This is a genomic window from Microbacterium testaceum StLB037, from assembly GCF_900104345.1.
Classification (GTDB): Bacteria; Actinomycetota; Actinomycetes; order Actinomycetales; family Microbacteriaceae; genus Microbacterium; species Microbacterium testaceum_A.
The window spans coordinates 260,524-273,388 of record NZ_FNJN01000003.1 but is presented as its reverse complement, the minus strand read 5'-3'; the positions used below and the strand labels follow the sequence as shown (position 1 = coordinate 273,388).

10 protein-coding genes are annotated in these 12,865 nt (G+C 69.6%); 7 read left to right on the top strand and 3 right to left on the bottom strand.

Features of this window, described 5'->3' with window-relative positions; translation table 11 throughout:
* Positions 1–54 precede the first annotated feature (54 nt).
* The 3 genes from BLS25_RS07505 to BLS25_RS07495 all read left to right on the top strand — a co-directional run bounded on the left by BLS25_RS07505 (position 55) and on the right by BLS25_RS07495 (position 3,255).
* Complete coding sequence (locus tag BLS25_RS07505; RefSeq protein ID WP_056231507.1) at positions 55–981, top strand: proteasome assembly chaperone family protein; 927 nt, start codon at positions 55–57, stop codon at positions 979–981.
* 259 nt (positions 982–1,240) lie between these two features.
* Positions 1,241–2,560, top strand: coding sequence for an RNA polymerase sigma factor (locus BLS25_RS07500; RefSeq protein WP_074694967.1), 1,320 nt, complete (start codon positions 1,241–1,243; stop codon positions 2,558–2,560).
* A complete protein-coding gene (locus BLS25_RS07495) occupies positions 2,557–3,255 on the top strand; it encodes a coenzyme F420-0:L-glutamate ligase (RefSeq protein WP_056231515.1) in 699 nt (232 codons plus the stop codon). The genes BLS25_RS07500 and BLS25_RS07495 overlap by 4 nt, the downstream gene beginning before the upstream one ends.
* Positions 3,256–3,755: 500 nt before the next feature.
* Here the strand turns inward: BLS25_RS07495 and BLS25_RS07490 are convergent, their stop codons facing one another.
* A complete protein-coding gene (locus BLS25_RS07490) occupies positions 3,756–4,778 on the bottom strand; it encodes a sugar-transfer associated ATP-grasp domain-containing protein (protein ID WP_074694966.1) in 1,023 nt (340 codons plus the stop codon).
* Positions 4,779–4,822: 44 nt separating this feature from the next.
* On the opposite strand from BLS25_RS07490, the gene BLS25_RS07485 reads away from it, so the two are divergent.
* The gene (locus BLS25_RS07485; RefSeq protein ID WP_074694965.1) at positions 4,823–5,473 is read left to right on the top strand and encodes an alanine racemase C-terminal domain-containing protein; all 651 of its coding nucleotides are present in this window, start codon (positions 4,823–4,825) and stop codon (positions 5,471–5,473) included.
* On the top strand, positions 5,470–6,510 hold the full coding sequence (locus tag BLS25_RS07480; RefSeq protein ID WP_074694964.1) for an alanine racemase: 1,041 nt from the start codon (positions 5,470–5,472) through the stop codon (positions 6,508–6,510). The genes BLS25_RS07485 and BLS25_RS07480 overlap by 4 nt, the downstream gene beginning before the upstream one ends.
* A 60-nt stretch (positions 6,511–6,570) precedes the next feature.
* On the opposite strand, the gene BLS25_RS07475 is transcribed toward BLS25_RS07480, so the two are convergent.
* Positions 6,571–6,792, bottom strand: coding sequence for a DUF7455 domain-containing protein (locus BLS25_RS07475; RefSeq protein ID WP_056231527.1), 222 nt, complete (start codon positions 6,790–6,792; stop codon positions 6,571–6,573).
* 161 nt (positions 6,793–6,953) lie between these two features.
* Here BLS25_RS07475 and BLS25_RS07470 point away from each other — a divergent pair, with 161 nt between their 5' ends.
* A complete protein-coding gene (locus BLS25_RS07470) occupies positions 6,954–9,026 on the top strand; it encodes a DNA gyrase/topoisomerase IV subunit B (protein ID WP_143017885.1) in 2,073 nt (690 codons plus the stop codon).
* A gap of 150 nt (positions 9,027–9,176) precedes the next feature.
* Here the strand turns inward: BLS25_RS07470 and BLS25_RS07465 are convergent, their stop codons facing one another.
* Complete coding sequence (locus BLS25_RS07465; RefSeq protein WP_074694962.1) at positions 9,177–11,645, bottom strand: DNA gyrase/topoisomerase IV subunit A; 2,469 nt, start codon at positions 11,643–11,645, stop codon at positions 9,177–9,179.
* Positions 11,646–11,716: 71 nt separating this feature from the next.
* Here BLS25_RS07465 and BLS25_RS07460 point away from each other — a divergent pair, with 71 nt between their 5' ends.
* Entirely contained in the window at positions 11,717–12,844 is a 1,128-nt protein-coding gene (locus tag BLS25_RS07460; RefSeq protein WP_074694961.1) for an alkaline phosphatase family protein, read from the top strand.
* Positions 12,845–12,865: the final 21 nt, after the last annotated feature.

Below are 12,865 nucleotides of genomic sequence, written 5' to 3'. Positions count from 1 at the left end.
TAGGAGCGGGACGCACCGCGGCCGACGCAACCGGCACGCTCGTAGAGTGGAGGTATGCGTTCCTCCGCCCCGCTGTACGACCGCGCCCCTGCGGCGCCCCCCGTGCCGTCGGGCCTGCCGCTCGTGATCGCCCTCACCGGCTTCACCGATGCCGGTGGCGCGGTGACCCGTCTCGTCGAGTACTTCCGAAACGACGTGCAGCCCAACGCCCTCTTCGTCTTCGACAACGACGCGCTGCTGGATTACCGCGCGCGCCGACCCGCGATCACGTTCGTCGAGGACCACCTCACGGACTACCGACCCGCGCGCCTCGAGCTGTCGCTCGCACACGACTCCCTCGGGCAGCCCTTCCTGCTCCTCGCGGGATACGAGCCCGACTTCCTCTGGGAGGCCTTCGCCGAGACCGTCCTCGAGCTGTCGGCGGGACTGCAGGTCTCGTCGATCTCGTGGGTGCACGCGATCCCCATGCCGGTCCCGCACACGCGCCCCATCGGCACCACCGTCAGCGGAACGCGCCCCGACCTCGCCGAGGCCCACTCCGTCTGGCGCCCTCACACCCAGGTGCCCTCCACGGCGGGCCACCTTCTCGAGTACCGCTTCGCCGAAGCCGGCGCCAAGGTGGCGGGCTTCGCCCTGCTCGTTCCCCATTACCTGGGCGACACGGAGTACCCCGCCGCAGCCCTCGCCGCTCTCGACAGCTTGACCGTCGCGACCGGTCTGGTGTTCTCGGGAGAAGTGCTGCGCGAAGAGAACCGCGAGTTCCTCGAGAAGGTCACCGAGCAGGTCGAAGGCAGCGACGAGCTGACCCGCATGCTCGAGAACCTCGAGGAGCGTTACGACGCATACATGGCGGGTTCGACCCAAGCCACGCCGATCATCCACACGGGCGATCTGCCGAGTGCCGACGAGCTCGCCGCCGAGCTCGAGCGCTTCCTCGCCTCGCGCCCCGGCGACGACGATCGTCGCGGCAAGCTCGGCTGACGGCATCCGACATCCGCGTCGACGGGATGCCGAGGAGTCGGCATCCCGGGAATGTCCCATCGGGCGCGAGCGTTGTCTACGCATAGATCCCCGGTCCACGTCAAGTCCCGGTCCGGGAATGTGAGACAATGAAGAACCTGACCCGTTGTCAACCGGACCAGGAGCCCCCGCTCCTCGGTTCGGGACTTGACAAGGGTCTTACTAGTGTCCGAGAACGACCGGTGGCCGTGCAGCGTACGTTCCCGGTGAAAGGCGAAACGTGGCAGACACGACAACCAAGACCCGCTCCCGGAGTGCGAAGGACACCGAGCTCGAGAACTCCGAGGAGACCGTGACGGCGTCGAAGACGACGACCGCCAAGAAGGCCCCCGCGAAGAAGGCTCCGGCAAAGGCCAAGGCGACCCCCGCCAAGGCGAAGGCCAAGGCCAAGAAGGACGACGACCTCGAAGAGGACGACGAGGTCGAAGAAGGCGACGTCGAGATCGACGAGACCGACGACAGCGACGACTCCGACGACGCGGCCAAGACCGACGCGAAGAAGACCGACGACGACGATGACGACGAGACACCGGCGGCGCCCGCCGAGGCACTTCCCACCGGCGCCATCGTCATCTCGTCGAGCGACGAGGACGACGTTCCCGTCTACTCGGCGCAGATCACCGGCGCCACCGCCGACCCGGTCAAGGACTACCTGAAGCAGATCGGCAAGGTCCCGCTGCTGAACGCGGCCGAAGAGGTCGAGCTCGCGATGCGCATCGAGGCCGGTCTGTTCGCCGAAGAGAAGCTGTCGAACATGTCGGCGGCCGAGAAGACGAGCCAGCTCGGACTCGACCTGCAGTGGGTCGCCCGTGACGGTCAGCGCGCCAAGAGCCACCTGCTCGGCGCCAACCTCCGCCTCGTCGTCTCGCTCGCCAAGCGCTACACCGGCCGCGGCATGCAGTTCCTCGACCTCATCCAGGAGGGCAACCTGGGCCTGATCCGTGCGGTCGAGAAGTTCGACTACACCAAGGGCTTCAAGTTCTCGACCTACGCCACCTGGTGGATCCGTCAGGCCATCACACGCGCGATGGCCGACCAGGCCCGCACCATCCGCATCCCGGTGCACATGGTCGAGGTCATCAACAAGCTCGCGCGCGTCCAGCGTCAGATGCTGCAGGACCTCGGTCGCGAACCCACGCCCGAGGAACTCAGCCGCGAGCTCGACATGACCCCCGAGAAGGTCATCGAGGTGCAGAAGTACGGCCGCGAGCCGATCTCGCTGCACACGCCTCTCGGTGAAGACGGAGACAGCGAGTTCGGTGACCTCATCGAGGACACCGAGGCCGTCGTCCCCGCCGACGCGGTGGGCTTCACCATGCTGCAGCGTCAGCTGGAGTCGCTCCTCGACTCGCTCAGCGAGCGAGAGGCGGGCGTGATCCGCATGCGCTTCGGCCTCGGCGACGGTCAGCCCAAGACCCTCGACCAGATCGGCGACACGTTCGGTGTCACGCGCGAGCGCATCCGCCAGATCGAGTCGAAGACCATGGCGAAGCTGCGTCACCCCAGCCGCTCGCAGTCGCTCCGGGACTACCTCGAATGAGCGGCGAGGCCAACGCCGGCAAGGCGCTCACCGTCACCGTCGAGGGCACGTCGTACGCCCGCATCCCGATCCGCACGCGGGTCGTCATGCCGGGCGACGACCTCGACGCGTTCATCCTCGAGTACGCGAAGGATGCCGTGCAGCCGGGCGACCTGCTGTTCGTCACTGAGAAGATCGTCGCGATCACGCAGGGCCGGTCGTTCAAGCTCGACACGATCAAGCCCCGCAAGCTCGCGCTCTTCCTGTCGAAGTACGTCACCCGCACGCCCTACGGCATCGGTCTCGGCATGCCCGAGACGATGGAGATGGCGCTGCGCGAGTGCGGAACGCCCCGCATCCTGTTCGCCGCGGCCGTCTCGGCCGTGACCAAGGCGTTCGGACGCAAGGGCGACTTCTACCGCATCGCCGGCGACAAGGCGCGCGCGATCGACGGCCCCACCAAGGGCACGATCCCGCCGTACAACCAGGCCGTCGTGCTCGGACCCGAGCGTCCGCGCGAGGTGGCCGCCCGCCTCAAGTCGCTGCTCGGCGGCGACCTGCAGGTGGCCGTGGTCGACATCAACGACCTGGGTGGCAACATCCTCGGCTCGACGATGGACAAGGCCGGCGAGAAGCGCCTCGTCGCGATCCTCAAGGACAACCCGCTCGGTCAGGGCCACGAGTCGACGCCGCTCGGCATCGTGCGCCACACCTGAGACACCTCGTCGAGAGGCCCGTCCCGTTCTCGGGGCGGGCCTCTCGCGTTCCCGGATGCCGCCTCCCAACCGCCCGCGCCCGTCACCCAGATGTCTCGCCCCGGTTGCGCGGCGACGGCCCCGCCGGGCGCCCACTTGCGGCAAACGAGCGGCTCGAGGCGCCCACGCACGGCGCTCATGTGCCGCAGATGCACGCCACCGGCCACTCCAGGCGCCCATTTACGGCAAACGAACGGCCCGCGGCGCTCACGCAGCGCACGACTTTCATGTGCCGCAAATGCACGCCACCGGCCACTTCCGGCGGCCCTTTGCGGCAAACGAACGGCTCGCGACACTCACGCGCGGCTGCGGCGTGTGGGGCGTACTCACCACGCGGCCCCGGTAGGTGTTCACGCCGCGCGCCACCGGGCGGGGGACCGAGGGAGTGAGCATCTTTCGCGCCGACGGAATACAGCAGAGGCCCGCCCCCACGCGGGGGACGGGCCTCTCGGCATCTGGGATCAGAACCCGATGGCGGCCTGGTAGCGCGGCTTGTGCCCGGTGCGGATTCCGGTCACGCTCGGCTTGTTCTCGTAGACACCGGCGCCCCAGTTGCCCTCGACGAGTACGGGGCCGTCGGGGCCGACGACGATGTCCCAACCGACGTACTGCACCTGGGGGACGACGCGGGCGACCTGGTCGACGAACGCCTTCACCTCGTCGATCATCGGCAGCTGGAAGTCGGCGATGCGCACGCCCGAGTCGGGGTGCAGCTCGTGCACGTGACCGTGCGAGTCGTAGCCGGCGCCGAGCGCATGGCCGTTCTCGTCGAGCATCGTGTAGAAGCCGCCGAAGGTCATCTGGTCGCTCACCGCGCCGCGGCCGAACTTCTGCGCCATTGCGAGGATGTGGGTCTTCTGTCCGTCGAAGAACGCGGTGACGCGCGTGGTGTTGACGGTGCCGGGGCAGACGGCCGCGAGGTCGTCGTGCTGGCGGATGACCTCTTCGACGAGGATCTCCCCGCGCTCGAGCAGTCCGCGGTGGAAGGCGCTCCAGTCGTCGACCTCGGCCGCGTGATACCGGTGCACGCCGGTGCCGGCCTGACCGACCGGCTCCTTGGTGACGATGGTTCCAAGGCGCTCGGTGAAGGCGCGCAGTTCGTCGGCGTTGCCGGCATCCACCACCATCCAGTCACGACGGAGGAACTCGCTGAAGGTCTTGTCGAACTCGACCTTGTCCTGGAACAGGCCGCGGTAGTCGGGGTGGTCGTACTTCTGCGAGATCTGGTTCGAGACCGGGTGCGTCATGTACGTCGCGCGCTCGGCGGGGGTGAGGATCGCGAAGTCGTAGTCGATGTAGTCCTGGAAGCCGACGTTCTTGACACCGGCCTGGAAGAGCATGTCCGCGACGACGAGTGGCAGGGCCTTGCCGTGCTGCGCGGAGGCCTCTTTGGCTCGTTCGACGACGGATCCGACGTCGATGCGGCGGGCCCGCCCGGCGAGGTAACGCAGGCGTGTGACGGGGGAGAAACCCTGTTGAGGCATGAGGCTCCGAGGTCGGGGACGAAGGACCCCGTTAGTCTAAAGGGGTGACCTCCACGCTCCCTGCCCGCTTGCCCGCGGCCGGCGGAGTGGCCCCGGTGGCCCTCGTCTCCGAATCGGCCCTGCGTCGCAACGCGCCCCTCGCCCTCGCCGCCGGCACCGCGAGTGGCGCCGACGACGTTCTCGCCGCCGACGCGTGGGGGCACGGCGCCGAGTGGGTGGCATCCGTGCTCTCGGATCTCGGGATGGATGCCGCGCCCCTCGACGCAGCGGTCCTGTTCGGCCTGCCCGGCTCGCACGCACAGCCCGTGATGTCGCTGCGCGGACGCGCTCTGGGAATCAAGCCGCTCCTGCGCGGCGAGGGCGTCTCGTACGGCTACACGCACCGCGCTCCTCACGACACCACCGTGGCCCTCGTCACCGGCGGCTACGCGCAGGGCGTGGTGCGCTCGCTCGGGAACGCCGCCACGGTCGCGATCGATGGGCGCCGGCACCGCATCGTCGGGCGCGTGGCCATGGACGTCTGCGTCGTGGACGTCGAGCACGCCGCTGTGCCGCGCGGAGCGGAGGTCGTCTACTTCGGCGACCCCGCAGAGGGGCACCCCTCGCTCGAGGAGTGGACGGATGCCACGGGGCTCGGTGCCGCCGAGATCGTCGCCGTCGTGGGCGTCCGCGCCGATCGGCGGGTGACCGCGTGAGCGCCGTTTACCGCGTCGACCTCGACGCCTTCGCTCGCAACCTCCGTCGCGTGCGAGAGGCCGTGGCCCCCGCGGCGCACATGCTCGTCGTCAAGGACGACGCCTACGCCCACGGTCTGGAGCCGATCGTGACGCGGGCCGTCGCGGAGGGCATCCGTTGGATCGGCGCTTTCGACGTCGTCACCGGGGCGGCCGTTCGCCGCATCGCCGGTCCCGACGTGCGCATCTTCGTGTGGCTGATCGGCGGATCCGACGATCTGGCCGCGGGCATCGCGGCCGACCTCGACCTGGGCATCGGCGACGAAGCGCTCCTCGACGACCTGTCCCGGCTCGAGGCCCACCGGCCCGCGCGCGTGCACCTCAAGATCGACACGGGCCTTCACCGCAACGGCATCCGTCCCGAACGATGGGAGGCCGCTCTCGCGCAGACCTCGGAGCTCGTCACCGCGGGCCGGGTGGCCTTCGAGGGGATCTGGTCGCACATCTCCGAGGCCTCGGATGCCGACGACGACGACGCCCGAGCGGTGTTCCTGGCCGCGCGCGAGACGGCGCGCGCCGCGGGGCTCGACCCGCGTTTCTCGCACTTGGCCGCCAGTGCGGCAGGGTTCGCGCGCGACGAGTTCCGCGAAGACATCGTGCGGGTCGGGGCGTTCTCGTACGGCATCCGTCCCGCCGGCGGCCCGGGGGAGCGGGAGCTCGGCATCGAGCCGATCGCGACGCTGTCGGCCACGGTGACGGCGGTGGATGCCGCGGGCGTGCACCTCGACCTCGGAAGTCTGCACGGGTTGCCCAGCGCCCTGGGCGGGCGATTCGACGTTGTCACCCCCGGGGGGCCGCGACGGGTCGAGGCGATCGCGGCGACCGAGACGGTGCTCGCCCCGTGGGGCGCTCAGCCCGGCGACGAGATCGCCCTGTTCGGTCCCGCGGCTCTGCACACGGCGACCGATCTGGCCGAACTGATCGACACGATCGGCGAGGAGATCGCGCTGCGCGTGTCGCCGACCGTTCCGCGCGACTACACCTCCACCGACGCCTGAAACGCGGAACGGGCCCCGACGCACTTCGTGCGTGCGGGGGCCCGTTTCGAGGTGATGGTCTCAGTCGGCGGCGTTGAGTCGCGCCGTCTCGTCGTGCCACGAGGTGGCGACGCTGCGGAGCTTCTCTTCGTACTTGCGGCCGTGGTGCGCGCAGAACAGCAGCTCGCTGCCGTTCACTTCAGCGGCGATGTACGCCTGTGCGCCGCAGGAGTCGCAGCGATCGGCCGCCGTCAGGCGGTGATCGAGGACGGCTGACGCTTCGGGTGCAGTCGTGGTGGTCATGTCGGGTGCCCTCCTCAGGTGGTCGTGGGCGAGTCTCCATATACAACCACGCGGATGTTTCCCCTATGCCGCGGCTTGATCACATTTCGCTGTGCGCGTACGCGACCCGACCTTGCTGTGTGTCTGGCAGGCGATGTCGGTGCCCCCGATTACGCTGGGAGATCGTGACGTCCGAGTACTCCGCCCATCATCTGCAGGTCCTCGAGGGCCTCGAAGCCGTGCGCAAGCGCCCGGGCATGTACATCGGGTCCACCGACTCCCGTGGTCTCATGCACTGCCTGTGGGAGATCATCGACAACTCCGTCGACGAAGCCCTCGGCGGCTTCGGCTCGCGCATCGACATCGTGCTGCACGCCGACGGCAGCGTCGAGGTGCGCGACCGCGCCCGCGGCATCCCGGTCGACGTCGAACCTCGCACGGGTCTGACGGGTGTCGAGGTCGTCTTCACCAAGCTGCACGCCGGCGGCAAGTTCGGCGGTGGCTCGTACGCGGCATCCGGCGGTCTGCACGGCGTGGGCGCGTCGGTCGTCAACGCGCTGTCGGAGCGCCTCGACGTCGAGGTCGACCGCGGCGGCAAGACCTACGCGATGTCGTTCCACCGCGGCGAGCCCGGTCTCTTCTCGGGCGACACCCCCGATTCGACGTTCACCCCCTTCGAGCGCAGCAGTGAGCTGCGCGTGATCGGCAAGGCGCCGCGCGGAGTCACCGGCACGCGCATCCGCTACTGGGCCGACCGACAGATCTTCACCAAAGACGCGACCTTCGGGCTCGACGAGCTCGTGCAGCGCGTGCGCCAAACGGCGTTCCTCGTGCCGGGGCTCGAGATCGTCGTGCAGGACGAGCGGAGCGACGAGCGCGTCGAGACGAGCTACCGCTTCGACGGCGGCATCTCGGAGTTCGCCGACTTCCTCGCGCCCGACGCGGCGGTCACCGACACCTGGCGTCTCACCGGCACCGGCACCTTCACCGAAACCGTGCCCGTGCTGCAGCCCGGCGGATCGATGATCCCGACCGAGGTCTCGCGCGAGTGCGAGGTCGACATCGCGGTGCGCTGGGGCACGGGCTACGACACCACGACCCGCTCATTCGTCAACATCATCGCCACGCCCAAGGGCGGCACGCACCAGCAGGGCTTCGAGCAGGGGCTCATGAAGGTGCTGCGCGCGCAGGTCGAGCAGAACGCCCGCAAGCTCAAGGTCGGCAACGACAAGATCGAGAAGGACGATCTGCTGGCGGGTCTCACCACGGTGCTCACCGTGCGTCTGCCCGAGCCGCAGTTCGAGGGCCAGACCAAAGAGGTGCTCGGCACCCCGGCGGTACGCCAGATCGTGGCATCCGTCGTCCAGAAAGAACTCGCGGCCCGCTTCGCCTCGCCCAAGCGCGACGACAAGGCGCAGACGGCTCAGCTGCTCGAGAAGATCGTCTCCGAGATGAAGGCGCGCATCTCCGCGCGCACCCACAAAGAGACCCAGCGACGCAAGAACGCCCTCGAGTCGTCGTCGCTGCCCGCCAAGCTGGTCGACTGCCGCTCGAACGATGTCAACGATTCCGAGCTGTTCATCGTCGAGGGCGACTCCGCGCTCGGCACGGCCAAGCTCGCGCGCAACAGCGAGTTCCAGGCGCTGCTGCCCATCCGCGGCAAGATCCTCAACACGCAGAAGGCTTCGATCAGCGACATGCTGTCGAACGCCGAGTGCGCCTCGATCATCCAGGTCATCGGTGCGGGCTCCGGACGCTCGTTCGATCTCGACGCCGCCCGCTACGGCAAGATCATCCTGATGAGCGACGCCGATGTCGATGGCGCGCACATCCGCACGCTGCTGTTGACGCTGTTCTTCCGGTACATGCGGCCGCTGGTCGAAGAGGGGCGTGTCTTCGCCGCCGTCCCGCCGCTGCACCGGGTGATCGTCATGAACCCGGGCACCAAGCCCAACGAGACGATCTACACCTACAGCGAGCAGGAGCTGCACGCGCTGCTCGCCAAGCTCAAGCGCGGCAACAAGCGCTGGCAGGAGCCGATCCAGCGCTACAAGGGTCTCGGCGAGATGGATGCCGATCAGCTCGCGACCACGACCATGGATCGCGCCGGCCGCATGCTGCGCCGCGTGCGCGTGCAGGACATGGAGGCCGCGGCATCCGTGTTCGACCTGCTCATGGGCAGCGACGTGGCCCCGCGCCGCGAGTTCATCATCGACTCGAGCGACCGGCTCGCGCGCGAGCGCATCGACGTCTGAGCCTGCCGGCCGCTGGGGCCATCACGTCCCACCCGAGCACAACCGCGGATGCCACGACCGACACGCCGCGCGCGGCTCGGCCCCACCGGCGCGCCGCCCGAAACTCCCGCCATCGCGCACGCCCCAGGGACGCGCACCGGCGGAGGCGCCTCAGCGGACGACGGTGCCGATCGCGCCGACGACGGCGTCGAGGGGCTGACCCGAGGCGTCGCGTTTCGCGCCGACATCCGGAAGCGCACGCACCGAGCCGTCGGGCCCGACCGCGCGCGGATCGGTGCCCACCCAGGCGAGCACGAGGCCGTCTTCGCCGCGCAACAGGCGCTGGGCGCGCACGCCTCCGGTGGCGCGCCCCTTCGCGGGGAACTCCGTGAAAGCCGAGACTTTAGCGCTGCCCGCGTCGGTGCCCGGCAGGGCGGCAGACGAGCCGGCGATGGTCACGACCACCGCGTCGAAGGCCGAGGCCCCGACGACGGCGAAGTCGATCACCCGGGCGCCGTCGGAGAGGCGGATGCCGGCCATCCCGCCCGCGGATCGGCCCTGGGGCCGCACGGAAGAGGCCTCGAAACGCAGCAGCTGCGCGTCGCTCGCGACGAAGACGAGCTCGGCGTTGTCCCCGGCCGGAGCCGCGCCTACCACCCGGTCGCCGTCGCGTAGGGAGATGATCTCGATCTCGTCCTTCGTGCCGAGCTCGGTGGCCGCGACGCGCTTGACGACACCCTGCTCGGTGCCGAGCGCGATGGTGGGGGAGTCGATCAGCGGCACGAGGGCCACGACCTTCTCGCCCTTCGCGAGCGGAAGGTACTGCTCGACCTTCGTGCCCGCGGCGACCTGGACGGAGTTCGCAGGGACCGACGGCAGGTCCACCGGCGAGAAGCGCACGAGACGACCGGCCGAGGTCACGGCGCCGATGTCGCCGCGCGTGGTCGTATCGACCGAGGAGCGGATCGCGTCGTGCTTTGAGCGGCGCGCGGGCGGAACGACCCCACCGGCGGGCGCGTCGGCGATCAGCTCGGCGCGGACCATGCGTCCGGTGGCCGAGAGGTACACGCGGCAGGGGGCATCGGCGATCTGCAGGTCGGCGGCAGCGGCCGCGGCCCGCGCCGAGCGGGGCTGCACGGGCCCACCGTTCAGCAGCATCGTGCGGCGAGGGGTGCCGTACGCGTCGGCCGCGGCATCCAATTCTCTGGCCACCTGCTGACGGAGCAGCGTCTCGCTGCCCAGCAGCTCGACCAATTGTGCGATCTCGGCGTTCAACTGATCGCGCTCGGCCTCGAGCTCGATGCGCGAGAACTTCGTCAGGCGGCGCAGGCGCAGTTCGAGGATGTACTCGGCCTGCAGGTGCGAGAGGTCGAAGACCTCCTGCAGCTTCGTGCGGGCCTGCTCACCGTCGTCCGAGGAGCGGATGACCTGGATGACCTCGTCGATGTCGAGGATCGCGATGAGCAGACCCTCGACCAGGTGGAGCCGCTCGCGCTTACGCGCCAGGCGGAACTCGCTGCGCCGCGTGACGACACGGATGCGGTGATCGATGTACACCCGCAGCATCTCGCGCAGGCCGAGCGTCTGCGGCTGACCGTCGACGAGGGCGACGTTGTTGATGCCGAACGAGTCCTCGAGCGGGGTGAGGCGGTAGAGCTGCTCGAGCACGGCCTTGGGGTCGAAGCCGGTCTTGATGGCGACCACCAGGCGCAGGCCGTTGTTGCGGTCGGTGAGGTCGGTGACGTCGGCGATGCCGGTCAGCTTCTTCGCCTGCACCGCGTCTTTGATCTTCTCGATCACGCGCTCGGGGCCGACGAGGTAGGGCAGTTCGGTGATGACGATTCCGGTGCGGCGCGGGCCGAGCGACTCGATCGACGCCTTCGCGCGGGTGCGGAACGTGCCGCGGCCGTTCGTGTACGCGTCCTTGATGCCGTCGAGACCGACGATGATGCCGCCCGAGGGCAGGTCGGGGCCGGGCACGAACTCCATGAGTTCTTCGACGGTGGCGTCCGGATGCTGGAGCAGGTGGATCGCGGCGGCGACGACCTCGATGAGGTTGTGCGGGGCCATGTTCGTGGCCATGCCGACCGCGATGCCCGTCGCGCCGTTCACCAGCAGGTTGGGGAAGGCCGCCGGCAGCACCTCGGGCTGCTGGAATTGCCCGTCGTAGTTGGGGATGAAGTCGACGACGTCTTCGTCGAGGTTCTCGGTCAGCGCCATCGCCGGGGCGGCCAGGCGCGCCTCGGTGTAGCGGGGCGCGGCGGGACCGTCGTCGAGCGAGCCGAAGTTGCCGTGGCCGTCGACCAGCGGCACCCGCAGCGAGAAGTACTGCGCGAGGCGCACGAGGGCGTCGTAGATGGGGGCGTCACCGTGGGGGTGGAGCTTTCCCATCACCTCGCCGACGACGCGAGCGCTCTTGACGTGCCCGCGGTCGGGTCGCAGCCCCATCTCCGCCATCTGGTACAGGATGCGGCGCTGCACCGGCTTGAGTCCGTCGCGGGCGTCGGGAAGGGCCCGCGAGTAGATGACCGAGTAGGCGTACTCGAGGAACGACCCCTGCATCTCGGTCGAGACATCGACGTCTTCGATGCGCTCGACGACGGGTGACGTCGCGGAGGAGGAGGAACGGGAATCGGGCATAGGTACGGCCTCGGGTCGGGCGGGCGTCGCGTCTCGACGGGGATCGGGGCTCCTGTGGGAGACTGGGCCCGATGTCACTCAGCCTACCGGCGGACCCGCCGCGCTCCCGGAGCCTCACCGGTGTGGTGGAGCAGTCGATCGCCGCGCTGACCGGCGAATCCGAGTGGTTCGCGCCCGCGCGCAGCGCGATCGTCATGCTCGTGGACGGCCTCGGCTCGCACAACCTGGCCGCCCGTCGCGGGCACGCGCGCTTCCTCGGCTCGGTCGGCGGTCGGCGCGATGTCGCCCGAACCGTCTTCCCCTCGACCACCGCCGCGGCCCTGTCGAGTCTTCTGACCGGTACCGGTCCGGGCGTGCACGGCATCGTCGGCTATCGCGCACGCATCCCGGGGACCGACAAGGCCCCGAACCAGCTGCACGGGTGGGAGACCGACGGTCTCGACCCGCACACCTGGCAGCGCTCCGAGCCGCTGTTCGCCCGCCGCGCCGCCGCGGGACGACCGAGCTTCGTGGTGTCGCGTCCCTCGTACACGGGCACCGGTTTCACCGAGGCGACACTGCGCGGGGCCGAGTTCTTCCCCTCCGACGACCTCGACGAGCGTGTGCGTCTCGCGGCCGACCTGGCGGCACGGCATCCGGGATCGGTCACCTACCTGTACGCCCCCGAGCTCGACACGGCCGGTCACCGCGACGGGTGGGAATCCGATCGCTGGACCGACGCCCTCGAGCGGGTGGATGCCGCGGCCCGACGCCTCGCCGACGGGATCGACGCGCACACGGGCGTCCTGATCACCGCAGACCACGGCATGGTTGACGTCCCCGCCCACAAGCATGTGCTGCTGCGCGAGGGCGATCCGCGCCTCGACGGCGTCGCCCTCCTCGGCGGCGAGCCCCGCATGCTCCACCTCTACACGGACGAGGGACGAGCGGATGCCGTGGCCTCCCTGTGGCGCGAGACCGAGGCCGCACGGGCCTGGGTGATGACGCGCGATGAGGCGATCGCGGCGGGCCTCTTCGGGGCCGTCGACAAGGACGTGCGTCCCCGGATCGGGGACGTCCTGGTCGCCGCGCGGGGGCGCTTCGCGTACTACGACGACCGCGAGGCGGACAAGCGTCCGCAGCGGATGGTCGGCCAGCACGGTTCGCTCACCGACGAGGAACGCACCGTTCCGCTGCTGCGTCTCGGCGCGTTCGCCTGAGCCTGTCGGAGTGCGCCGGAT

What these genes read in the sequence shown, in the direction of transcription:
- BLS25_RS07465 (WP_074694962.1), bottom strand. Translation starts at nt 11,645, where the DNA reads ATGCCCGATTCCCGTTCCTCCTCCTCCGCGACGTCACCCGTCGTCGAG.
- BLS25_RS07495 (WP_056231515.1), top strand. Translation starts at nt 2,557, where the DNA reads ATGAGCGGCGAGGCCAACGCCGGCAAGGCGCTCACCGTCACCGTCGAG.
- BLS25_RS07475 (WP_056231527.1), bottom strand. Translation starts at nt 6,792, where the DNA reads ATGACCACCACGACTGCACCCGAAGCGTCAGCCGTCCTCGATCACCGC.
- BLS25_RS07490 (WP_074694966.1), bottom strand. Translation starts at nt 4,778, where the DNA reads ATGCCTCAACAGGGTTTCTCCCCCGTCACACGCCTGCGTTACCTCGCC.
- BLS25_RS07505 (WP_056231507.1), top strand. Translation starts at nt 55, where the DNA reads ATGCGTTCCTCCGCCCCGCTGTACGACCGCGCCCCTGCGGCGCCCCCC.
- BLS25_RS07460 (WP_074694961.1), top strand. Translation starts at nt 11,717, where the DNA reads ATGTCACTCAGCCTACCGGCGGACCCGCCGCGCTCCCGGAGCCTCACC.